The 22,771-nt window shown below is 55.2% G+C and carries 21 protein-coding genes; 14 read left to right on the forward strand and 7 right to left on the reverse strand.

Annotated elements, in window-relative coordinates; all coding sequences use genetic code 11:
* Positions 1–3: 3 nt before the first annotated feature.
* The 6 genes from AC1RAC_RS03285 to AC1RAC_RS03310 are packed head-to-tail and all read left to right on the forward strand — an operon-like array spanning position 4 to position 6,488.
* Entirely contained in the window at positions 4–417 is a 414-nt protein-coding gene (locus AC1RAC_RS03285) for a TIGR03750 family conjugal transfer protein (RefSeq protein ID WP_492616212.1), read from the forward strand.
* The gene (locus AC1RAC_RS03290; protein WP_492616213.1) at positions 414–1,055 is read left to right on the forward strand and encodes a PFL_4703 family integrating conjugative element protein; all 642 of its coding nucleotides are present in this window, start codon (positions 414–416) and stop codon (positions 1,053–1,055) included. Before AC1RAC_RS03285 ends, AC1RAC_RS03290 begins: the two co-directional genes overlap by 4 nt.
* Entirely contained in the window at positions 1,052–1,864 is an 813-nt protein-coding gene (locus tag AC1RAC_RS03295; protein ID WP_492616214.1) for a TIGR03749 family integrating conjugative element protein, read from the forward strand. The genes AC1RAC_RS03290 and AC1RAC_RS03295 overlap by 4 nt, the downstream gene beginning before the upstream one ends.
* Positions 1,854–3,371, forward strand: a complete 1,518-nt coding sequence (locus tag AC1RAC_RS03300; protein ID WP_492616215.1) for a TIGR03752 family integrating conjugative element protein — start codon at positions 1,854–1,856, stop codon at positions 3,369–3,371. The genes AC1RAC_RS03295 and AC1RAC_RS03300 overlap by 11 nt, the downstream gene beginning before the upstream one ends.
* Positions 3,334–3,750: a TIGR03751 family conjugal transfer lipoprotein gene (locus AC1RAC_RS03305; RefSeq protein WP_492616216.1), complete on the forward strand. Its 417-nt coding sequence runs from the start codon at positions 3,334–3,336 to the stop codon at positions 3,748–3,750. The genes AC1RAC_RS03300 and AC1RAC_RS03305 overlap by 38 nt, the downstream gene beginning before the upstream one ends.
* Before the next feature lie 41 nt (positions 3,751–3,791).
* Positions 3,792–6,488 carry a conjugative transfer ATPase gene (locus tag AC1RAC_RS03310; protein WP_492616322.1) on the forward strand — a complete coding sequence of 899 codons (2,697 nt, stop codon included), beginning with the start codon at positions 3,792–3,794 and terminating at the stop codon, positions 6,486–6,488.
* Positions 6,489–6,688: 200 nt separating this feature from the next.
* On the opposite strand, the gene AC1RAC_RS03315 is transcribed toward AC1RAC_RS03310, so the two are convergent.
* Together AC1RAC_RS03315 and AC1RAC_RS03320 are read right to left on the reverse strand one after the other, a co-directional pair.
* Positions 6,689–8,050, reverse strand: coding sequence for a hypothetical protein (locus AC1RAC_RS03315; protein ID WP_492616217.1), 1,362 nt, complete (start codon positions 8,048–8,050; stop codon positions 6,689–6,691).
* Positions 8,051–8,220: 170 nt separating this feature from the next.
* Positions 8,221–8,493, reverse strand: coding sequence for a LasR-specific antiactivator QslA (locus tag AC1RAC_RS03320; RefSeq protein ID WP_492616218.1), 273 nt, complete (start codon positions 8,491–8,493; stop codon positions 8,221–8,223).
* 169 nt (positions 8,494–8,662) lie between these two features.
* On the opposite strand from AC1RAC_RS03320, the gene AC1RAC_RS03325 reads away from it, so the two are divergent.
* The 5 genes from AC1RAC_RS03325 (at position 8,663) to AC1RAC_RS03345 (ending at position 13,219) form a co-directional block, all read left to right on the forward strand.
* Positions 8,663–8,917 carry a helix-turn-helix domain-containing protein gene (locus AC1RAC_RS03325; protein WP_492616219.1) on the forward strand — a complete coding sequence of 85 codons (255 nt, stop codon included), beginning with the start codon at positions 8,663–8,665 and terminating at the stop codon, positions 8,915–8,917.
* Between the two features lie 105 nt (positions 8,918–9,022).
* Positions 9,023–9,979: a TIGR03756 family integrating conjugative element protein gene (locus tag AC1RAC_RS03330; protein WP_492616220.1), complete on the forward strand. Its 957-nt coding sequence runs from the start codon at positions 9,023–9,025 to the stop codon at positions 9,977–9,979.
* Positions 9,976–11,358, forward strand: a complete 1,383-nt coding sequence (locus AC1RAC_RS03335; protein ID WP_492616221.1) for an integrating conjugative element protein — start codon at positions 9,976–9,978, stop codon at positions 11,356–11,358. The genes AC1RAC_RS03330 and AC1RAC_RS03335 overlap by 4 nt, the downstream gene beginning before the upstream one ends.
* A 3-nt stretch (positions 11,359–11,361) precedes the next feature.
* Positions 11,362–11,670, forward strand: coding sequence for a hypothetical protein (locus tag AC1RAC_RS03340; protein WP_492616222.1), 309 nt, complete (start codon positions 11,362–11,364; stop codon positions 11,668–11,670).
* Positions 11,671–11,680: 10 nt separating this feature from the next.
* Positions 11,681–13,219: a conjugal transfer protein TraG N-terminal domain-containing protein gene (locus AC1RAC_RS03345; RefSeq protein ID WP_492616223.1), complete on the forward strand. Its 1,539-nt coding sequence runs from the start codon at positions 11,681–11,683 to the stop codon at positions 13,217–13,219.
* Here the strand turns inward: AC1RAC_RS03345 and AC1RAC_RS03350 are convergent.
* The gene (locus AC1RAC_RS03350) at positions 13,200–13,619 is read right to left on the reverse strand and encodes a DUF3742 family protein (RefSeq protein ID WP_492616224.1); all 420 of its coding nucleotides are present in this window, start codon (positions 13,617–13,619) and stop codon (positions 13,200–13,202) included. The genes AC1RAC_RS03345 and AC1RAC_RS03350 overlap by 20 nt on opposite strands.
* Before the next feature lie 456 nt (positions 13,620–14,075).
* On the opposite strand from AC1RAC_RS03350, the gene AC1RAC_RS03355 reads away from it, so the two are divergent.
* Positions 14,076–14,405: a hypothetical protein gene (locus tag AC1RAC_RS03355; RefSeq protein WP_492616225.1), complete on the forward strand. Its 330-nt coding sequence runs from the start codon at positions 14,076–14,078 to the stop codon at positions 14,403–14,405.
* Between the two features lie 130 nt (positions 14,406–14,535).
* Positions 14,536–15,495 (forward strand): ArdC family protein, encoded by a 960-nt coding sequence (locus tag AC1RAC_RS03360; RefSeq protein WP_492616226.1) that lies wholly within the window; start codon positions 14,536–14,538, stop codon positions 15,493–15,495.
* A 136-nt stretch (positions 15,496–15,631) separates the two neighbouring features.
* On the opposite strand, the gene AC1RAC_RS03365 is transcribed toward AC1RAC_RS03360, so the two are convergent.
* Positions 15,632–15,826 (reverse strand): DUF7740 domain-containing protein, encoded by a 195-nt coding sequence (locus tag AC1RAC_RS03365; protein WP_020300924.1) that lies wholly within the window; start codon positions 15,824–15,826, stop codon positions 15,632–15,634.
* Between the two features lie 220 nt (positions 15,827–16,046).
* On the opposite strand from AC1RAC_RS03365, the gene mobH reads away from it, so the two are divergent.
* Positions 16,047–17,771 carry a MobH family relaxase gene (gene mobH, locus AC1RAC_RS03370; RefSeq protein WP_492616227.1) on the forward strand — a complete coding sequence of 575 codons (1,725 nt, stop codon included), beginning with the start codon at positions 16,047–16,049 and terminating at the stop codon, positions 17,769–17,771.
* 99 nt (positions 17,772–17,870) lie between these two features.
* Here mobH and AC1RAC_RS03375 read toward each other — a convergent pair whose 3' ends face one another.
* The 3 genes from AC1RAC_RS03375 to AC1RAC_RS03385 all read right to left on the reverse strand — a co-directional run bounded on the left by AC1RAC_RS03375 (position 17,871) and on the right by AC1RAC_RS03385 (position 22,710).
* Positions 17,871–20,516, reverse strand: coding sequence for a hypothetical protein (locus tag AC1RAC_RS03375; protein WP_492616228.1), 2,646 nt, complete (start codon positions 20,514–20,516; stop codon positions 17,871–17,873).
* 275 nt (positions 20,517–20,791) lie between these two features.
* Positions 20,792–21,271: a hypothetical protein gene (locus AC1RAC_RS03380; RefSeq protein ID WP_492616229.1), complete on the reverse strand. Its 480-nt coding sequence runs from the start codon at positions 21,269–21,271 to the stop codon at positions 20,792–20,794.
* A gap of 644 nt (positions 21,272–21,915) precedes the next feature.
* Positions 21,916–22,710, reverse strand: a complete 795-nt coding sequence (locus tag AC1RAC_RS03385) for an AraC family transcriptional regulator (RefSeq protein WP_099548731.1) — start codon at positions 22,708–22,710, stop codon at positions 21,916–21,918.
* Positions 22,711–22,771 lie beyond the last annotated feature (61 nt).

Consider the following 22,771-nt stretch of genomic DNA (forward strand, 5'->3'; position numbering starts at 1 on the left):
GGCATGAACGACGCTATCGAACGCCTTGTCGACGGCACTTTGGTCTTTCTGCCAGAGCGACTCAATCGTGATCCCGCCGTATTGCGCGGGTTAACCAATGATGAGATTTGGATTGCTTTAGGTTCCGGCGCGGTCATCGGCCTGATAGTGAGCGTTCCTCTAGCGATCGCTACCGCTTCCATTGCTATAGCACCGACCGGCATGATCGCGGGCATGGCCATAGTGTTATTTGCCGGTGGCACGCTACTGCGTCGGGCCAAACGTGCCCGCCCCGAAACCTGGTTGTACCGCAAGCTCGAATGGATACTTGCAAGCCGTTGGCGCCTGGGGCGTGGAGGTTTGATTCTCCACTCCGGCGCTTGGACGGTTCGCCGTTCGCGTCGACTGCGCCCTGCCCTGTCCCGGTGGCAACCATGAGTCGTTTTCGGAACAAGGTGGATGCCCAGCAAGCCCACATCTTCAGCCTGCGTCTGGCGGTAATGATCCTCGCCCTTGTCTGTGCCGGACTCTGGTATGGCTGGCGCTCGGCGCCGACCGATCTGACCGTGCATGTACCGCCAGATCTGCGCTCGGGCAGCACGCGCAAGTGGTGGGATATCCCCTCAGAGAATGTCTATGCCTTTGCCCTCTACATCTTTGGTCAGCTCAACCGCTGGCCCTCGGATGGCGAGCAGGACTATCGCCGCGCCATCTATAGCTTACAGTCCTACCTGACCCCCGCCTGCAAGGCCTTCCTCGACGGCGACTACGAGTACCGCAAAGCCGCCGGAGAACTGCGCCAGCGGGTGCGTGGCGTCTACGAAATTCTGGGCCGAGGCTACAGCGAAGATCCGGAACTCAGGGTCAAGCAACTCGACCGCGACAGCTGGCTGGTCAAGCTCGATCTCAATGCCGATGAATATTACGCCGCCGAACCGGTGAAACGGGTGGTGGTGCGTTATCCATTGCGCGTGGTGCGTTTTGATCTGGACCCCGAACGCAATAAGTGGGGACTGGCACTGGATTGTTATCAGGGCACTCCGCAAAAAATCTCCCTGCCTGGAGTTGAGCCATGAAGCGGATTTCTACCTTGGGACTAACCGTCGCACTGACACTATGGGGAGCTGCAGCGCAGGCCGTCGAGCTGATGCAATGGGAGCGCCTCCCCCTCGCGGTCCCGCTGGTGATCAATCAGGAGCGGGTGGTCTTTGTTGATGAGGATGTTCGAGTCGGCGTGCCCTCAACCCTGACGGGCAAGCTGCGCGTGCAATCAACCGGCGGTACGCTGTACCTGCGAGCGTCGGAAGCCATTGCACCGACCCGACTGCAACTGCAATCGGTCACGACGGGCGAGATCATCCTCCTGGATATCGCGGCCACTCCTGGCGATCAACCGCTGGGGCCCGTACGTATTCTCAAGAATGCTCAGGTGCAAACTACCGAGGCTGAATCTAATACCGTCCCTGTTCCAGAACGCACACCGATCCCGGTCGCTTTGACGCGCTACGCCGCGCAAAGCCTGTACGCGCCTCTGCGCACCGTGGAGCCCCTGCCCGGCATACGCCGCGTCCCGCTCAAGCTACGCACCGAACTGCCAACCCTGCTGCCGACCGAAAACGTGTCCAGCACACCCATCGTCGCCTGGCGACTCGGTGATTACTGGGTAACCGCGGTGAAGTTGCGCAACCGCGGCTCATTCAGTGTGCAACTCGATCCGCGCCGACTTCAAGCCAAGCTGTTCGCCGTAGCCTTCCAACATGCTTTCCTCGGACCTGTCGGCAGCGCTGAAGACACCACGATCGCCTATCTCGTCACCCGCGGTGCCGGCCTCGAACAAGCCGTGCTGCTCCCGCCCGTTGCGCGAGGTGCTGACGATGAAAGCTAACGCATTGCTCAAATGGCTGGTACCGGCTGCGCTACTGGCCGTGGTGTTGATCATCCTGAAAACCTGGGTCGCGGGTGGCAGCACTCCCTCTCCAGAGAACCTGGTTGATCAGGGCAACATTCAGTTATCCGCCGAGCAGGCCAAGTCGCTCGGCATTGCTGGCGACACCCCACGCGATACGGTCGCCACCCTGGTCGGACAGGTGAAGGACATGCGCAGCGACATGCTCGGCCTGAAAAAACACAACGATTCGCTGCAGACGGAAAACAACCGCCTTCGCGAGCGGGAAAACAGTGTCGATTCGCGTATCCAGACCGCGCTTGGCAGTGTGACCCAGCAGGTCGACGAAGGCCGCCGCCAAGCCAACGAGGCCCGGCTCAAAGCGGAACAAGACAGTCGTCAGGCTCGCGGCCTGCTGACGCAATTGCAGGAACAGTTGTCGGGGCTGACCGGCGAAGGCAAGGACATGCCGATCGGATTGGGGCTAGAGCCGGGCGATGGGGCTCAGTTAGAAGGGCGACACTCTGCCACTGATACGCTGCAGTGGATTGAACCCTCGGATGCTTCGTCCACCAACGCCAGAGGCAAAACCACAACTTCCTCCGCACTGAGCCTGCCTACCGCTTTCAACTCTCTGGAAGGCTTGAAAGACAACGCGATTGATCGCAGCCAGAAACAGCTACGTGCAGTTACCAAGGGTGAGCGCGACCCAACGCGATCCGTTGATCGTACCGAAGGCGCGAAGCAGGTCTACACCATTCCCGAAAACGCGACATTGATGGGCTCGGTCGCCATGACTGCGCTGATCGGCCGAGTCCCGGTGGACGGCACCGTGAATGACCCCTATCCCTTCAAGGTGCTGGTCGGTTCGGAGAACCTGACAGCCAACGGCATCGACCTGCCGGACGTCGCGGGGGCCGTAATGAGCGGCACGGCGTCTGGTGACTGGACCCTGTCTTGCGTGCGCGGACAGGTCGAGTCAATCACCGTTGTGTTTACCGATGGAACCATCCGCACGGTGCCCCAGCCGAAGGCGGTAGCCAGCCGCACTGCCTCCACCACCCAAAGCTCAAACACCGACAAGATCCGCGGTGGCCTCGGTTACCTGTCCGATCCGTATGGCGTTCCTTGCATCTCCGGCGAGCGCCGCTCGAACGCTCAGCAATACCTCGGTAGCCAGAGCCTGATCACGGCGGCCGGCGCAGGTGTCGCCTCCTTGCTCGGGGATGAGCGGAACAACAGCAGCTTGATCAGTTCGGGCGGCAGTACGCTCGGAGTCACCAGCAGCAGTGGCAATAGCGCACTGAATTCAATTCTCAGTGGTGGGGTCAGCGACATCCGTGAGTGGGTCAACAAGCTGTATGGCGAGGCCTTTGCCGCCGTGTACGTGCCACCGGCCGCACAGGTCGCCCTGCACCTCGACAATGAGATCACCATCGACTACGAGCCCGAGGGCCGGAGCGTTCGCCATGAAAAAGACTATGCTTCTCTGCCTGACCTGGATTAGCTTGCTCTGCTGGGTCCTGACGGGGTGTTCCACCGACAAAGACACGCTGCTGCCCCATGGCGAGCAAACCATGATGGATATCTGGAACGGCGCCGGTTCGCAAGGCACCCAGCAGCAACTGCTGGATGCTCGACAGCAGTTACGCCGCCCGCTGGCTCAGGCAGATGTCTCCGCGGCTCTCCAAGAACCGTACACGCGCACAGCGACGAACGAGATCCACAATTTGTTCCCTCGCCTGCCTAATCCCGATCTAGTGCTGTATGTGTATCCGCATTTGAGTGGTACCGAGCAGGCACCGGTTCCGGGTTACTCGACAGTCTTTCCGTTTTACCAGTGCGTGCAGTACGCGCTGCCCGGTGAACGTCAGGAAGACTTATGATGCGAACCGGCGCTAACGCGTGGAAAGCCTGGCGCAACCCATTGCGCCCTCGCGCAACCTTGGCCGATGAAGCCACACTCTATGCGCACAACCCCAGCTTCACCGATCACCTGCCTTGGGTCGAATACCTCGACACCGAGCAGTGTTTTCTGCTGGATGACAATCGCTCGGTGGGTGCCGTGTTCGAGTTGCTGCCCATTGGCGCTGAGGGGCGCGAACCCGATTGGTTGATGGCCGCCCGCGATGCCCTCGAGGATGCCCTGCAGGATAGCTTTGACGAGCTGGACCAAGCTCCGTGGGTGGCGCAGTTTTTCTGTCAGGACGACAACGACTTCACCCCCTACCTGACCCGCCTCACCGATTATATCCAGGACAGCGCGCGCGCCACGGTCTTCACCGAAGCGTATTTGGAACTCAGCCGCCTTCATCTGAAGGCCATCGCCAAGCCCGGCGGTCTGTTTGAGGATAAGGTGGTGACGCGCCTGCCCTGGCGTGGCAATAACCGACGGGTGCGCCTGGTGATCTATCGCTGGCTTGAGTCTGGCGCTGAAAAGACAGGACTCACCCCGGTGCAATCCCTGCAACAGACTTGCGAACGAATCGGTGCTTCGTTGCAGGCGTGCGGGGTGCAATCGACGCGAGTCAATGGCCGCGGTCTGTATGCCTGGCTGCTGCCCTGGTTCAATCCAGCGCCGAAGCTCACCGATGAAGCGCCCAAGGACTTCTACCGCCGCGTGGCCTATCCGGAGTCGGGCGATGGTGAGTCGCTGGAACTGCCCTTCGATCATGACTTCGCCGAGCGCCTATTTTTCAATGAGCCTTGTTCGGATGTACAGCGCGGACTCTGGTTTTTCGACGATCAGCCCCACCGGGTGATGGTAGTGGACAAGCTGCGCCGAGCGCCCTTGATTGGTCAACTCACTGGCGAAACCCGCAAAGGCGACGCGGTAAATGCCCTGTTCGACCAGTTACCCGAAGGTACGGTAATGAGTCTGACTTTAGTGGTCAAACCACAGGATGTACTCGAGGATCAGTTGAACCGCCTTGCTCGCAAAGCCATCGGTGAAAACCTGGCCTCGACCCAGACCCGCCAGGATGTTGAAGAGGCCCGTGCGATCATCGGTCGCCAGCACAAGCTGTACCGCGGCACCCTGGCGTTCTACCTACGCGGTCACGATGAGCAGCAATTGCACCAGCGCTCGGTCAGCCTGGCCAACGCGCTGTTGGGTGCGGGGCTGCAACCGGTCGGCGAAGGCGATGAAGTCGCCGCCTGCAACAGTTACCTGCGTTGGTTACCGATGGCTTACAACCCGGCGCGCGACACGCGCAACTGGTATACCCGCCTGATGTTTGCCCAGCACCTAGCGAATCTGATTCCGGTGTGGGGCCGCAGCACCGGCACCGGCCACCCGGGTATCACCCTGTTCAATCGGGGCGGCTCGCCGTTAACTTTCGATCCGTTATCACGGCTGGACCGGGCCATGAACGGTCATCTGCTGTTGTTCGGCCCCACCGGTGCCGGCAAGTCGGCAACCCTGGTCACCTTACTGATGCAGGTCATGGCGGTGTACCGCCCTCGCCTGTTTATCGTCGAGGCCGGCAACTCATTCGGCTTGCAGGGCGACTACTTCGCGACACAGGGCCTGTCGGTCAACAAGGTCCAATTGAAACCTGGCGCCTCAGTCAGCCTCGCACCGTTCGCCGCCGCTTGGCGCCTGGTCGAGCAGCCGGATCAGGTAGCAAGTCTGTCTATCGATGAGCTGGACGATGAGGTGGTAACCAGTCGCGAAGACCAGCGCGATGTTCTCGGCGAACTGGAAATCACCGCCCGCCTGATGATCACCGGCGGCGAGGCCAAGGAAGAGGCGCGTCTAAGTCGAGCCGATCGCAGCTTGATCCGCGAGTGCATTCTCGATGCGGCGCAAACTTGTGTCGCGGCGGGCCGCCAGGTACTGACCCGCAACGTGCGCGACGCCTTGCTGCGAGTCGCCGCTGACACGCACTTGCCGGAGAAGCGTCGTGAGCGTGCCCAGGAAATGGGCGAGTCCATCGACCTGTTCTGCCAGGGTTTCGAGGGTGAACTGTTCGATCGCGTGGGCACGCCTTGGCCCGAGAGCGATGTGACCATCGTCGACCTGGCCACCTATGCTCGTGAAGGCTACGAAGCACAGATGTCCATCAGCTACATCAGCCTGATGAACACCGTGAACAACCTCGCCGAGCGCGACCAGTATCTGGGCCGGCCGATCATCATGGTCACCGACGAGGGCCATATCATCACCAAAAACCCTCTGCTAGCGCCATTCGTGGTCAAGGGCACGAAGATGTGGCGCAAGCTCGGCGCATGGTTCTGGCTAGCGACGCAAAACCTTGCTGACTTTCCCACCGCTGCGGAGACCATGCTCAACATGATCGAGTGGTGGATCTGTTTGAACATGCCGTCCGCGGAAATCGAGGAGATCGCACGGTTCAAAAAGCTCACGCCTGTACAGAAAGCCTTGCTGCTCTCCGCCAGCAAGGAGCCAGGAAAGTACACCGAGGGGGTCGTACTATCGAAGAAGCTCGAAACGCTGTTTCGAGCCGTGCCGCCAAGTCTTTATCTCGCCCTGGCCATGACGGAGCCCGAGGAAAAAGCCGAGCGCTGGACATTGATGCAGGAGATCGGCTGCTCTGAACTGGAAGCGGCATATCGGGTAGCTGAACGGATCGATAGAGCGCGAGGAATAGAATCAACATAGGAATAGCTATTTAAGATATTGCCCTTCCAGAGAGTGAACTCTGCGATTGCATCGCAACTGACCAGTCGTTTGTACGACAACTGAACAGTTGATTGCATTTGTGTTCTGCACTTAGCCGGGCGGTCTGTTGCTGGCCATCGCCCGCGCGGGGCCACTTCAAATATTTTTATATCCGCCAAATGCAACACCACTTTCTATTATTAATGATGCGACCCCGGTTGTGACCTTGCTCTAGCAGCCTTCTTTACTTCTGATTCCAGGCTATTTATCAGAAAACTCAAATCATGCTTCGAAATACGCTTCGGTCTGGCCATACGTACTGGGTCATTTATTCGCACCTTTGTTTCATCCGAAAGCGCGCGATCTAGACAAGTGGAAAATTCCATCTCATCGTCGAATATAGCTTCTACTTTTCGAGCCTCATCATGAATCAAAAGCGCCCTCAGAGGACAGCTCTTAATAGCTTTTAACAAACCATCATCAAGCGTAGTTACAACAGGAATCATGAACTGATTACCATTTTTTTCTGTCATAAGCGTTTCGCAATGTCGAAACATATAGAGGTCCCAGGCAAGAGCAGAAATCCTGTTATTCGAATCCCCGTTTGGGTTCCGCAACGCGGGCTCGTCAAAGATGGGCATTCTACTCTGCTTATCAGCGAATCCGCTCAGAGCCTTCCATCCGAAGTAAAGTTCCTTTAGGGGCATGACGTCAAAATTATCAAGACAAAAATCTACCAAACAGCGAATACCATCATCTACGCTTTTGCCATTCCAGCACTCCAGCATCGCGCGTAAAATTATGGACTGCATCATATCTCGCCGTTGGATACAGGCCCATGCCTCCCGATTGGTCAAGAATGCATCCCACATTTCCTCAGCTGCGGGTATGTAATCCTGAATCTGTTCGGCATGCCCGTTCAGCACCCTCTCCCTAACTTCGGGGATATGCATCATGGCATCAAACATCTTTGCTGCCGCAACTTTCTGGTACGGCCAAGGGTTATTAGGTTTTACAACTTCACGTAGGTTTTCCAGTGCCGCAAACACCCAATCAAAACCACGCCCGCCTTGACCTTCAATGAACTGCAAGGTCGCCCCCACCTTTTCGCGATGCCTTGAATCTTTATGACGGAAAAAACCAGGTAACTCAGTAAGAAAATTTGTATCGAGTAGTGAGAAAAAGGGAAACTCCAAAGGCGCACTACCGCTCCTCATCTGGCTTTCGATAGCATCGGAAAATGCAAAAATCCCCTTTCCAGCAAATAGAGGAACCACGGGCACATTTGGATCATCTGACCGTCCCAAAACTTGCAATGGAACCCCTCCCTCATCGCTCGCGAACAACACACGAATGCCCGAGAATGCTTCACGATCGGAAGCGACTATGTCTGCGAGGGAATCACCTGGTGAGCGACGTAGAATGGCAGTCTTTACGCGTAGCATCTTTTTCATTTCGTGATGCAGATCGAGTTTGTTTACCATCCTGATGTGCCCTCTGAAGATATGCTGGTGTGGTTGGCGACGCGGAAAATGAGAGAGATCGGTGGGTTGCTGCCACATAGCTGGACTCCTTGCGCAACCTGATGCCCGCTCGCTTTCGTCGAGGGCAGCGCGATTCGCAGAGCAAACATCGGGACAAAAACGCCGCAACTAAAAACCAAAAGTGATTTAGGACCGAAACCTGCTGGCCTGTGCCAATGTGATAGGCCAGGCTAAATGCAAACGGGTGGTCAAGTCGATACAGGTATCCGTGTACCGCGCTGAAGCCCCTGCTGAATCCTCAACAGGAATCCGGCTTCAAAGGCATCCTGACAGTCACCGACAGGAAACGTCTTGCGTGTTTGCGCCAGCTCCCACCACAGAGGAATCTCGCCGGGCGTATCAAGCCAAGCCTGAGCACATTGCACGCCACGTTCGATCATTGGCGCAAATTCGTTGCCCCAGGGTGTGAGAAGGCTTGGACAACCATCCGCCGCAGGAATTGAAATGTAGTTTTCGTCCATACACACCCTAGATGTCTGATTTTATTGTTAGACGCTGGTCCAGCTTCGAAAAGCTTAACGAAACCAAATGAACGCTCAATAACAGGCATGAGCATCAAATGGCCTAGATCAATGCAAATGTAGACTATATCCCGTGGATTGAGAGTCCCTCAAGGCGCAATTTGCGCGCATGACTCAAGACTACGAACAGCTTCGTCTACAGCTGGCGGAAAACATCCGCTTCATGCGACGCGTGAAAAACCTTACCCAAGAGCAGCTGGCGCTCATGGCCGAGGTGGATCGCACGTACGTCAGTCAAATCGAACGATGCACGGGCAATCCGTCACTGTTGGTCCTGTGCAAACTCGCCAATATTCTCGAAATCACCACAGATCAGCTACTTGCAGAACCCGATACTCTGCGCAGCGCCCTTCACGTCAAATAGTAGTCTCACGACTCACAAATCCGATACATCCTCCTTCATTTTTTCCACTGACAGTCTTCCGCTCGCAATCAAATCTACCCAGGCCGCACACCAAGAGCCTGGATCATGCCTGTTGCCTGCCCGTTATTTTCGCCCACAAAGCTACGGCCCTTGGCGCTGAGCATCCTGCTGGCGTGCGGCCCAAGCATGGCGCTGGATACCGGCAGCATCATCGCCTCTGTGCTTTCGCCAAATTGCCTCGCATACCGGGTGGTCGGAATTTGTTTCTGGCTGCTCTGCACACCCATCGGCTGCACCGTCAAAACCTCAACCAAGGTTCGTCATTTCATTCCTGAGCTGGTGGTCTCGAGCTACGCCACCACCGGCAATAACCCATGGACCGAGATGGCTGCCCTCTCCGCTCCCATCAGCGGTGCGGAAGGTGGCGGTAACCTGATCACGCCGAACACCCGCCGCGAAAACCTGCCCCGCTTCAAGAACGTCGACGGTATCGGCCACCCCGGTGGCTGGGCCGCGACACAACTGGCTTCGCAGTCCGGCTACGCCTGCGCCAGCGGTGCGACTGCGTTCATGCCCTACTACCTGAGTACCCTGGACTCACTGGCCTGGCGCCATGGCATACCGGAAAGTCTTTACCCAGAGTCGCTCATGCCGGGGATCCGTGAAATTGGTCGCCAGGCTTTGGGAAATATGTGGGGCAACGTCTATCCCCGGCAGGGCTTTCTAGTACAGCCTGACGACTTTAAGGCGGCCGCGGTCATGGTGCAACGGGCCGGTGATGTGATTACCCGCAGCTGGCAACCGCATGTGTACCTACCGCTCACGCCCGCCAAACGTGACGGCTACTGGCCGCCTGGTCCTATCGTTGAAAACGATGCATCAACCCACAAATGGCAATTGCTCTACCCTCAGGTTCAATCGACGTGCGCCGTCTTCCCCAGCGATCCTGTACAGAGCGCGGATGGCGGCTACGCCTGGTCGTTATGGCGGCCCTATAGCTGCTGCAAACGTGAGGGGCAGACCTTTCTGTTCAGCATCGACTTCGAAGGCGGTGCGTCATGAGTCGGTTTCTCGCACGACCATGGTTGGGCGTGGTGAGTCTGTTGCTCTACGGACCGCTGACCGTTGTCCTACATGTCCACGCCGCCGAGGGCGATTACCGCCTGGGTACTCAAGGTGAAGTCCTCGACGACCGAGTGATGTACACCATTGGTGGCGGCTCGGCAGTCGGCTCACCGAGTTCGCTCTACCGACCCAGTGGTCTCGGTGTCGGCGGGTCATGGCGAGCGAACATGATGTGCGGAAACATGAGCCTCACCAACACCCTGCAAAACCAGCTGAACGGCGTCACCGAAGGTTTCCAGCACATCATGGGCAGCATCGTGCAGAACGCGACCCAAGCGGTGATGTCGCTGCCGGCGTTGATCATCCAACGCGCCAATCCCGGCCTTTATGAGTTGCTCAGTAACGGGGTGATGCAGGGGCGTATCGACTTCGACCGCTCCAAGCTGACCTGCCAGGCCATGGCCGAGAAGATGGCGGACAAGGTCGGTCAGGCCGGCTGGGGCGCACTGGCCAAGAACCAAGAAATGCAGGGCAATCTGGAGCAATCTGGCGGTGATGCGGTGGCCGCGGTGAAAAACACCGAGACCCATAACGGCAACAATGGGGTGTCCTGGGTCGGCGGTTCGAAGGCCGGAGGTTACGGACAGACGCCCATTAGGGTCACCGCCGACGTGGTCCGCGCAGGCTATAACCTGCTGCATACCCGTACGGTGGATGACAGTGCCTCGATCAGTAGCAGTGATTGCCTGGGAGGGGCTATTTGTCAGACCTGGGCCTCGCCCCAAGAAGAATCCGAATGGGCCGTTCGGGTGTTGGGCGAGAGCGAAGTCGCGACCTGCGACAGCTGCGAAACTCTGCGTGCGACCGCTGGCAGCGGACTGACGCCGCTGATCCAGGAGGCCTACAGCGAAAACCTCAAAGCCCTGCAAAGGTTGCTGTCTGGCTCTCTGCCGCCTACCCCTGACAACCTGGCGAAAGCCTCCAGCCCGATGCTGCCGGTGACTCGTGGTGTGGTTGAAGCCCTGCGCGACGATCCCGACCAGGATCTGTTAGCACGGCGCCTGGCCAGTGAGACGGCATTGTCCAGCGTGCTCGACAAGGCACTGCTGCTACTGCGCACCCTGCTGGCGGGCAGTCACGAACCGAACATCGCCTCCGCCGAGCCGGCCCAAACCGCCTTGACGAAAAACATCGACGCTCTGGAGCGCGAAATACGCTTGCTGCAGACCGAACTGCAGGTCAGGCAGATGCTGGCCATCAACACCGCCAGCCTGGTGCTCGATCGGCATGCTGGTGGTGCCGATGCTTCGCGTACCGTCGAGCAAGGCGACCCCGAGCCCGGTCGACTCAATGATGCTGACGCCAGGCGCAAGTGAGCCATGAAACGCTCACCGCTATTCTTTTTTCTTTCGAGTCTGGGGATTGCCGCGGTGATGATTCTAATCGCCGCACTGGTCGCCTGGATCGGCCGCACTGCGCTGGGTAGTTTCGAGGTCTGGCAGCAGGCATTCGAATCCGTACGGCCCTATCTGCGATGGTGGCGTGCCCTGCTCTACGGCGCCCTCTTTGCACTCTGGTGGGATTTGCTTCGGCGGTACCGACATCGACCAAAGGATCGACTGCGCGTCAAACACATCGGGGCATTAGGGCTCGTGCTCTTTACCTGCGTCGAACTCACCCGGCTGTGAGGTCACCACCATGCTCATGAGCACCAACAGCTACTTGGAGTTTTACCTCTCCCTGCTGGCCTGGATCATCAACAACGGTCTCTGGAGCGTCCTGTCCGATACCGGACTGTTCGCCGCGCCCTTTGGTGCAATCATCCTGCAAGAATGGCTATCGGCCCGTCAGCAAGGCGCGGATGAGGGTAACAAGGGGCTGCTCTCGATACCGCGGATCGAGAACCGGCTGTGGCTCGCCTACATCGTCGTATTGTTCGGCTGCGCGCCCGTCTTTCCGCTGAGCCTCGCCTCAATGGCGTTCGATGATGAGGCTAGCCAGCGCTGCGGTGTCAGTGTGGCCAAACCAGCGGAAACCGCTTGGGGAACGACCTTCAATACTATCGGCGAACGCTCCGCCAACGTACCGATCTGGTGGTTTCTGGTGCATGCCTTGAGCAAAGGGGTAACCGCCGCCGCCACCGCCTCCATTCCCTGCGCACCGGATATTCGGCAGATGCGCTTGGAGATCGACAACTCGCGCATCGACAGCCAGGTACTGCTGCAGGAAGTCGCCGACTTCACCCGCGACTGTTATGGCTATTCCCGTTCTCGGTTGTTTACCAATCGCCCGCAACTGGACAAGGCACAAAGTCACGACGCGTCCTGGATCGGCTCAAGCTATCTTCTAGACACGCCCGGCTACTACGACACGGATCGTTCACGCACACCGCGAATCAGTTGGCCGTATGACGAAAGCCGCGATGTTTCCTTGCCGCGGCTGGAGAATGGCGCGGGCTACCCCACTTGCAAGCAGTGGTGGAGCGACAGCGGTGTTGGCTTGCGCGAGCGGTTGATCCAGCAGGTTGATCCATCTCTGCTGACTCAGCTGAAAGGTTGGCTGACTGGCCGCTCGAGCAACGAGATCGAGGATGCCACCCTGCGCGAACTGGTCAGTCCGCGCCAGCAATCGATGTCCATGTCGCCCGGACAAGTGTACCAGGACTATGGTTCCAGCGCTCGTGGCGGCTCGATCAATCAGGGGCTTAATAACCTGGCCACCAATACCGGCTTGGCCCTCGGCTCTTTCAGCAACTTCCCGGCGATGAATGCTCTACGCGCCGCCCTACCGATGGTGCAGGCTTTCCTGATCATGGGCATCATCATCAGCTTGCCGCTGATCTTGCTGGTCAGTACCTATCAGTTGAAGACCGTAATGACCGTGACGTTCGCGCTGTTCACCTTACACATGCTGACCTTCTGGTGGGAACTGGCGCGTTGGGTCGACTCCAGCATGCTCGATACCCTGTACAACCAGGTTTCGGCTTCCAATCAGGTGCTGTTGTCGCTGCCCACATCCGGGCTTATGGATGGGACTGTCACCGCGCAGGTGATCGAGTATGTGATGGGGGCAATGTTCTTGGTGCTGCCTGGACTGTTTTTGGTCGCCATGAGCTGGGCTGGCTACTCAATCGGCAACAGCCTTGAAGGGATGTTAGGAGGTGCAAGCAAAGCCGCACATGGAGCAGCGGGCAAAGGAACAGATCAGTTGATGGGTGCTACGAAGAAACTCTTCTGACGTCTTCAGATGATTTGAAATGACCTATGTAGTGGCCATTGTCATCGTAGTTGCCAAGATAGGAGTTAGCCCCAAGATAGTCTGGACCTGGATTATCCTCTTCAAGATCCGTGTCAATGACAGCCTTGGACTGCAGAAGAGCAATCACAGCGATCACCACCACAACAGAAGCGACCAGCCAGAAACCGATAAAGAGCAGCCCTCCAACCAACGCCAACTTGGCAGTCAGAAAACACCCGCGAACAAGTAATTTACCTGCGGGCATACCTGCCGTTTCCGCACGCTCGACCACGCGGGATTCAAACGTTTTCAACTTACGATAACCACGCTTCACCGACAGACCACAGGCGTACGCCCAGCGGTGGGCACGTAAACTCTTAACAGGTTGCTGAGTCGGCATGGTCTCGCCCTCTTCTGAGCGTTTTCATGGTTGAGACAAGAGTAACAGCCTACTACTGAAAACCGGCCGTGCCTGACCGCTTATCAGTTTTCCCGGCCGAAAAATCGTCATTGGAAGCCAGAAGACAAACCCCGTGAAACAGCGTCTCTGCAGTGATTGACCCAGATAAATCGTCCAGCTAAATACAAGGTACGGATCGCTGTTATCGACAGCACTTCCCCAAGGTAGCCAGAACCTTCAAGGCTACGTCATTTCGGTGATGGCTCTCCCCAAGTGCGATTAGCGTTCGGTGGCTCGCACGGTCACCGCTTCTACGGTGATGAACGCCTACTGTTCTCGTGAGCGCCTTTCGAGCTCTGCTCGTGAGGAAAACCCTCTTGATTTTTTTCAACCCACTGCGGGGAAATCTTTCCCCGCACGGGACAGGTTTCTTCGCGTTTTCAACGGAGACATACCATGCCCGACTCACTTACACCGGAAACACTGAACACCCTTCGGTTGCCCATCGTGTTCACCCCTGGCGCGTGGCAACGCGCAGTACTGCTCGAACAATCCGATCACGCGGAGACGCTGCAGGTCGATCGGTTGAGCCACGTATTGCGCGCAGCCTTCGAAGCCCACCTGGCCTATCCACACAAGCCCTATGTGCTGTTCGAGGTAGTCCACATTGAACCAACCGATCACTTCGACCAAGACCCGTTGCTGCAATTGAGTCTGAGCCTACTCCAAGAACCGGGTCAGCCTGGCGCCTTGCTGATAGCGCTTGCAGAAGAACACCAGCGCTAAGCGCAATTAGCGGCGCCACCTCCACATTCGGACGGCATGCAAGACCTACATCAATCCAGCCCATCACCCACCGGGGAACCCTTCCCCGACGGGCAAGGCGTTCCTCCGTTTTTCTCTCGAGGAAATTGCCATGCGCGATATCTACCAAGACGTAACTGACAAGATCGTTACCGCGTTAGACCAAGGCGTTGCTCCCTGGATCAAACCCTGGTCCTCAAGTGGCTCAGCTTACATCGGTCATCAACCCTACCCCATCAACGCCATCACGCGACGTCCGTATTCGGGCATCAATTTACTGTTGCTTTGGGCTGAGGCCAGGTTGCAGGGGTTCACTCAAGATCGTTGGCTGACCTTCAACCAAGCCAAAAAGGCCGGTGGGCACATCCGTAAGGGTGAGCACAGTACCCTGACGGTGCTCTACAAGCCGATGGAGCGCGAGGAACAGACCGAGTCAGGCCAACCCGTACTCGATGAAAACGGTCAGCCCAAGGTCGCTCACTTCGGCATTCTCAGGACGCATTTTCTGTTCAATATCGAGCAAACGGAAGGGCTCGATATGTTCAATCAAACCCTGCTCGAAACGGAACCGACCGATCCCTTCCAGGCCAATAGCGCTGCGAAAAATCTGCTGTTAAGTTCAGGTGCACACATCGTTCATCGGCCTGCCGACGAAGCCTTTTACCACCCCATCAGGGATCTCATCCAACTGCCGACAAAAGTGCAATTTCACGATGAAGGTGGGTACTACGCCACCGCACTTCACGAGCTGACACACTGGACCGGGCATCGCTCTCGGTTGCAGCGCGAAGGCGTGACATCATCCTGTCCGTTCGGCTCGCCCGGCTATGCCTTTGAGGAGTTGATCGCCGAGATGGGTGCTGCGTTTTTATGTGCTTACGCCGGCATTCAGGGAGAGCTGAGGCACGAGGGCTATATCGATTCCTGGCTCGGCCTGCTCAAGGCTGACAAACGCGCGATCTTTCGCGCCAGTGGTCATGCCCGATGCGCCTCGGAGTATGTGCTCAACCTGGAGCAGCAACTGAAGCGAGCGGTCTTGGACAACTCACTCTGCATGAACGATGGAGCTTGATCGTTACCTCTCCGCTGTAAACGCTTCACAGGGCCCAACACGAGTTGGGGCCTTTTTTTCTGTGACCAGAAAAATCCCAATGCCTCGGGACTATGACGCAAAGAACATGAGATGTGCGCACACCGCCAGCATGCTGTTACGTATCCAGGTTTTGCGCCAAAAAATCCACCAACTCGAGCGGACTTCGGCTGTCGATCACCTTGTAGATCAGATCGCGTTTACTGCGCGGCAACTTCTTGACCACGCTCTTCGCCGAAGCCCTGACGGCTTCGTCGGTCCCATGGATACGTGCCGCGAGCAGCAGCACGAGCGTGGCATCAGTGAGGTTCATGGCAAGACCCAAAAAAGATGCACCGCAGTGTACCGACTCTTGTCTTTTCCGTACTACCCCAACAAAACGATTCCTAGCAGTATCCATATTCCGATTGCCGCACAAAGGGACACGAGCCAAAAGGAAGGGTAAGGGTTGGAAGGGAATGGGGACTCAAGGGTAAGAGCTCTATCCGAAAAAGCTAAAAGACCACTGACCCAGTCACTTCCCGGAGGTCACGATGCTCAGCCTGTTTCGCCGCAAAAGGCAGAAGCCCCCTCCGCCACCGACCGTCAACGTCGCCGAAGGTTACCTGCCCATCGAGTCGGCTCACAGCTTGTTAGCCGCGGAGCACCGCCGCCAGCTGCTCGATCGCATCTGGCAGCACACCGCCCTCTCCCACGCGCAGTTCATCCAACTCTATTTAAATCCGATCCATCGCTACGCCGAACAGGTCCAACAACTCCCGGCTAGCGAGACGCATCACCATGCTTATCTCGGCGGCATGCTCGACCATGGACTGGAACTGGTCGCCTGCAGTTTGAAACTGCGTCAGTCGTATCTGCTTCCCACCGGCGCTGCGCCCGAAGACCAGGCCACCCAGACTGACGCCTGGTCCGCCGGCATCGCCTATGGCGCGCTGCTGCATGACATTGGCAAGATCGCCGTTGACCTGCAGGTCGAGCGACAGGATGGCCGTCTTTGGCATCCTTGGCACGGCCCCCTGGATCAGCCCTACCGTTTGCGCTATGTCAAAGGTCGCGACTATCACCTGCACGGCGCCGCTGCAGGTTTGCTTTACACCCAGATTCTCGACCGTCCGATCCTCGATTGGCTCAGTGGGTTTCCGCCACTGTGGTCCAGCCTGCTGTATGTCCTGGCCGGTCAGTACGAACGTGCTGGCGTGCTGGGCGAGTTGGTGATGCAGGCCGACCGTGTATCCACCGCACAGAACATCGGTGGTAACCCGAGCAAGGCGCTGCAAGCGCCGATTCATTCGCTGCAACATCACTTGATCAGCGGACTGCGTCATCTGGTTCAGCACGAGCTGAAACTCAACCAGCCAGGTGCTGCGGGTTGGCTGACTCAAGACGCACTCTGGCTCGTCAGCAAAACGGTCACCGACAAACTGCGAGCCTATCTGCTGTCGCAATCGATTGAGGGCATTCCCTCGTCCAACATTGCCGTGTTCGACGAACTGCAGTCGCATGGTCTGGTCGAGTCGACTCCAGAAGGCAAAGCTATATGGACTGCGCTCGTGGCGCAGGGAAACTGGCAGCAGACCTTCACCTTTCTGCGCATTCAACCGGTATTGATTTGGGGGAACGAAGACCGGCCTGATGCTTTCAGCGGAACGGTGAGCATTGCAGTCGATGACCACCCAGCTGATGCTCCGGTATCACCACCGGCGCCCAAGGCAGGCGGAACAGTATCGCATCAAAGCCAATCGCAGCCAGATACCATGGCGATGAAAGATGCTGACTACCTCGGAACTTTGCTTGACATGTTTGAGTTGGTGGGGCCAGTGGCCAATCGCTCCCCGTTAGAAAGCCTTCCTGAAACTTACCTCCTCCCGTCGCACAACCCTGGCCAGGCCTTTCTAAATTGGGTCAGAGAAGGCATTCAGAATCAAAAGCTGATCATCAATGACAGCAAGGCTAAAATCCACACGCTTAGCGGTACTGTGTTTCTGGTGACCCCGGGTATTTTCCAACGTTATGTCCAAGAGTTCCCGGGCATATCCAACGGTGTCAATCAAGACATTGAAGAATGGCGATGGCTGCAAAAACAATTCGAAAAACTCAAAGTCCATAGGAAGCGTGGTGATGGATTGAATATCTGGTCGTGTAACGTTCAAGGTCCCAGAAAGAAAGCGACCTTGAGGGGATACTTGATTGCAGAGCCTATGTTGCTTTTAGAACTGATGCCGCCAGACAACCCGTTTCTCACGCTTGATGAGGGGTGAGTAGGCATCTATCTGGTGATCTTCCTGGTATTCGCGGGCAACTCCGTGGGCGGAATTAGAGCACAGAAAGAACGAGTTCGTTCCTTCTGTGCTCAAATGCTAGTTAAGGAACGGTTCGACCGGAACGACCACGCCAAACTTTTCAAGCTGCAAGAACTTTGACCCCAAAATCTGTGCTGGAATTTTTCGCTGGAGTAGGCCAAAGAAATTTTCATCGTGTGTCGAGATGATTACTTGCTTTTTGAACTGGAGGCAGATACTGCGCAGCAGGTCAATTGTTGACAGGATGTTGATTGAATCCATTGACTGGATAGGATCGTCGATCATAACCACGTCAATAGGGTTACCTTCATCATCCCTCGCGTGGAGTGCACTAGCCAAAAACACACTCAAGCTTAGAATATTAGATTGAGCAGCACTGAAGTAGAGGATCGGTGAAATCAAAACGCCAGCCTCATCGCTAACTACTATATTCAAACCGGGCCTATCAGCATCAAAGTCCGCTTTAAACTCTACTTTTTTAAATGAAGGATGCGGATCAATTTTCCGATATATAGAGTTAATAAGATCCTCATAGAAGAAATTATTGATCAAAGCTTTCAGCTGTTCAACCACAGCGTCCCTTTCCGCAGTTAAAACGGCATAAACTTTATTTCGCCGATCCAGTTTCAATTCAAGATCAGCCAAATCATCCTGAAGCGAAAGTCGCTTAATGTAAGGCTTGAATGAAGCCATCAGCTCGAGTAGCAGCTTAAAGCTATTTATCGTCTGCTCAAGACCTTCAATACGCAAACGAAGACGTTTCATTTCATCGGCTATCAGCGCGCTGATTTTTTCAAAACCATCTTCTGGGTGAGTGGCGACCAGATTGGAAAGCCCCTCATGAAATGCATCTATTGCCGATTGAGACCGAACAAGTTCTAAACTCAGACTTTCTTTTTGGGATTTGAGCTGAGAAAAAATCATCCATGTGCCATCAGATAGCATCTTCTGCTGCAGAACATTGCATTGAGCAACTAAGGCCTCACCTGCAACCCTATGCTGCTCCACCTCAGCTTTAATCTCGGCCATTTTTGCCTCGCAATGGCCTCTGAGCCCCACAGAACTCAGCGCATGGTCAGCAAGATATTTATAGACAAGAAGATAAGGATGCTGAGTACTTTTAGCTGCAGATTCAGAAGCCAATATCTGCAACTCTGTCTCATGCGCTGATATTTTTTGATTGAGCAGATCAATTTTCTCAGTCCATTCGGCCTGACGGAGCACCAGATCCAAACGCTTTTGCAAAAGCTGACGAATTTCTCCTTCAGCACGAGACAACAGCTCATCTTTTGAGAGACTCCAAACAGCCTTCTCCAGCTCGCTAATTCTATGCTCTAAAGCTTTTTTTTCCGTTTCAAGATTAGACTTTTCGCCATCAGTCCGAGCAAATCTTTCGCTCAACTCCAAGAACTTCTCACGAAGATTTGCAATTTGCTGCAGTTGCACTTCTTCTGCTGCGCGAGTGATAGCCAGGACTTCATCGCGTAACTGGCTCCGACGTAATTCAGACAGTACAAGTTTTTCAGAGTTTTCTTGACTCAACTGAGACAACAAGTTCTGTGCTTTGACTTTTTCTCTCAGATCACTAGCGGAGTCGTGAGATGCGCTGCACAAAGGGCAAACATGGGAAGGCCATGCACTGAGGTATTCAAGCCCTGTGGATATTAAACGTTCGTGCACTCCCATCTGATCAGTCAAAGCTTTCTGAGTCGCATGCACAGCTTGATCATGCGTCTCAATAGAGTCGACTTCATTGATGCATCGCGCCAACCGATCAATTTTCTCCTGATCTAAGAGCGTAGAACCCACAGCCCCAGACAAAAGAAAATCTGAGGTAATTTTTAACGCAGAAACTTTTTTTAACTCGCCGTCGAGACCATTAAGCTTTGATTTGTCTAGGCGAATCGCAATTTCTTTTTCCGCTATATGCTGCCCTAGAGTTTCGATCCGTGCGCGATGGATCGACAGCTCAGAATAAACTGGACCTGCATTATCAATGGAATTTCTAAGCAGTAAAGTTCTGTCATCAGCCTCTTTTAACTCATTTTTTAGATCGTCACCAGTCTTAACTAGCCCTGATAACTGAGTAGAATTACCTAAGCGTGTCTCACTTAACGCCTTCTGCTTCGTGGAAATCTCCCGGAGACGCGACTCAGTATCTAAAAATGCGTTTGTATGCTCAGCGACCTCAACAATATATCCAAGGCGCTCATTAGCTTGCTGAAGATCGACTCCACACATCTTATATCGATCTAGCAGAGATTGATAATTATCGGCATCAATTATTCCTTGCGAAAGCCGCGTAAAGTTGCCTTTCTGCTCTGCAAGAAATTTTCTATGAAGCTCAACTTCGGAAACTTTGGCAAGCCTTTCTGCGAGTGTTTCTACCGTCCGAGCATCTGACTCATACTTTACAGTTAACTCATGCAGCCTCGAGACCAGGCTCGAATTAAGCGCGTGCTCACTCTCAGAGGAAAAATTTTCATCCGCTAGCGTGATGCTTTCACCAGCGAAATTAAGCTTCGATGCTTCTGCATTGAAATGCTCAAATATAGAAAGATCAACTGGCTGATCTAGCTCTTCGATGAGTTTCTCGCGCTGTTTGTCAAGCGTACTCAGTTCAGCGTTGTTATCAACTATAAGCGCAGTCAACTCTTTACGGGCAATCTCGGTTTCACCACCAAAACTCTCCATGAATTTCACATAGCGCTCCTGCGGTTTTGCCTCTCTGAGAAATCTATCAATCTCATCTTGGCCCAGGATCACACGACGAAAATACTCATTTTCTCGATTTCTAGTGTCGCCAATTCGCAAATCCCGCCCATTCGACCTAATATTCGGAAGCGTTCGTGCAAAGGGAACGGGGCGAGTTGTAGATACTACGACCCGGGTTAGAACTTGATTATCGACGTATTTATTTCGAAGTATTTTTTGCCCTTCATTCTCATGCTTGGTAATCCGAGCCGCGCTTTCGTAATTTACCTTGTTATACTCTCCCCCGAGCCTTTCCAGATGATTGGTGATAGCCCACTCAACCGCATCATAACTTCGCCCGGCAGGTTGGGGCGCTTCATGTCTTCCAGCAGAGCGTCGCGCTGCTTCAGAAATGCTTGGACAGCTTTCTTTGTTGCCTTAGCGGGCAGAGATGCAAGCAGTAGAGCCGCGAACAACTCAGTGTTAACAGATACATGTGGTACGTCGTCCATTACCGCATATTCGAGCTTGGCGACGAGTTGTTTGTCGCCTGCCCATTGCAAGACCAGGTCTCTGGATAAAACTCCGAAATCCCCGGTGATGGCTTCTTGCGGATCAGAGGTGGTTGCGTCGAACCGAAAAAAAGCAAACCTCCAGCCACCGGCTTCCGTTACCAGAACCACACGACTGGTCGAAGAGTACTGCCATGCCTCAAGCGCGGCACGTAGCTGTTGGTCATACATCGCATCAAGAGGTACCGACACATACCACCCCTACTACCTGCCAAGTTCATGGAAACTAACCAGGACTCTTCAGCTCATGTGCCTGGCGGCAAAGATCAGTTAGCTTTCGACAAAATATGCCATCACCAGATCAAAAACACAACATATGCTAATATAAAAAACAATAAACACAACATGTAGTACCAAGAGAGAAAGCCGCAACCGCTCCACGCACAATGCTATCACTGTACATGCAACCACCAAAAAAGGGGAAGTAATTGGGTCCATTTCTCAATATGCATCTCGATCTGTATGTTGGCTTGAGATAGCTCAACCGCTCTTGAAATGTCGCAATCTTTCATTGAGAGACGGCACGAGAAACAGCGAAGGCGCTTACTTCGGCTTCGGGTTGGTCATCCAGTGTACGGAGGCGCTCTGAATACCAGCCACGGCCACCCAGGTCCGCGTCAGAAATCGCCATTCGCGATCGCTCGCACATCCGGTATGAATGGGGGCAAAACTGGGGGCATAATTGGAGTTTGTCAGGCTGTAACTACCATTCTAGAGCCAAGTCAAAATGTTCTTTGGAAGCTCTGTCAACATGGAGCAGTTATGACTGACAGCTCTCGGCCAATAGCAGACAGATCGTTCTACAGCCTCGGCGCTTTGTATCAGCCAGCAGAGCACTAGCGCAGAGAGGAAAAATACTGAGTAGGCGGTTTACCCAGTGCTTTCTTGAACATAGTGATGAATGCATTAACAGAGTCATATCCCAGGATGCCCGCCACACGTTGCACGGATACCCCCTCCGCCAAATGACTCAGTGCGATCATCAAATGCAATTGTTGACGCCAGCGTCCGAAGCTCAGCCCGGTCGTGCTTTCTACAAGCCTGGCCAGCGTTCGCTCACTGGTTGCAAGCCGAGTGGCCCACTCGCGCAACGTGGTTCGGTCGCCTGGATCGGAGAAGAGCATATCCGCGATTTGTTTGATCTTGGGGTGGTCTGATATCGGCAAATGCAGCTCTTTCAGCGGAGCATCGGAAAGCTGCTCAAGCAGCACTGCAACCAGCCGCGCTGTCTTGCCCTCGGAATCGTAAGCAGGTTCCTGTTCAGCGAGATGCAGGATCATCTCCCGAACAAGGGGCGTAATGGCAACCGTGCAGCATTCTTCAGGCATGGCTGCCGCACCGGGCTCAACGAACAGAAAGCAGGTCCGGGCGTTTTCGGTCACTCGGCAACTGTGCGGCGTGCCGCCCGGGATCCATACGGCGTGCTGGGGAGGGACAAGCCAGAGTGCATTTTGCACCTCACAGCTCACTGCGCCATGCAAAGACAGGATCAGCTGGCCTTTGCGATGATCATGCGGACGGGCACCCGAACCATTGAGGTCAGGCGCAACCTTGAGCGCAATCGCTGCCTGGGCGAAAAGGTCTGAATCGAAATCTTCCGGCGAGGAAACGACATTTTTTGAGCTTGGCATAATTTAGATATCAGGTGTCTTGATATCTATATTAGACGATTCTGAAGTTCTCTACATTTGT

The organism is Pseudomonas sp. GW823-FHT02F05 (genome assembly GCF_058797315.1).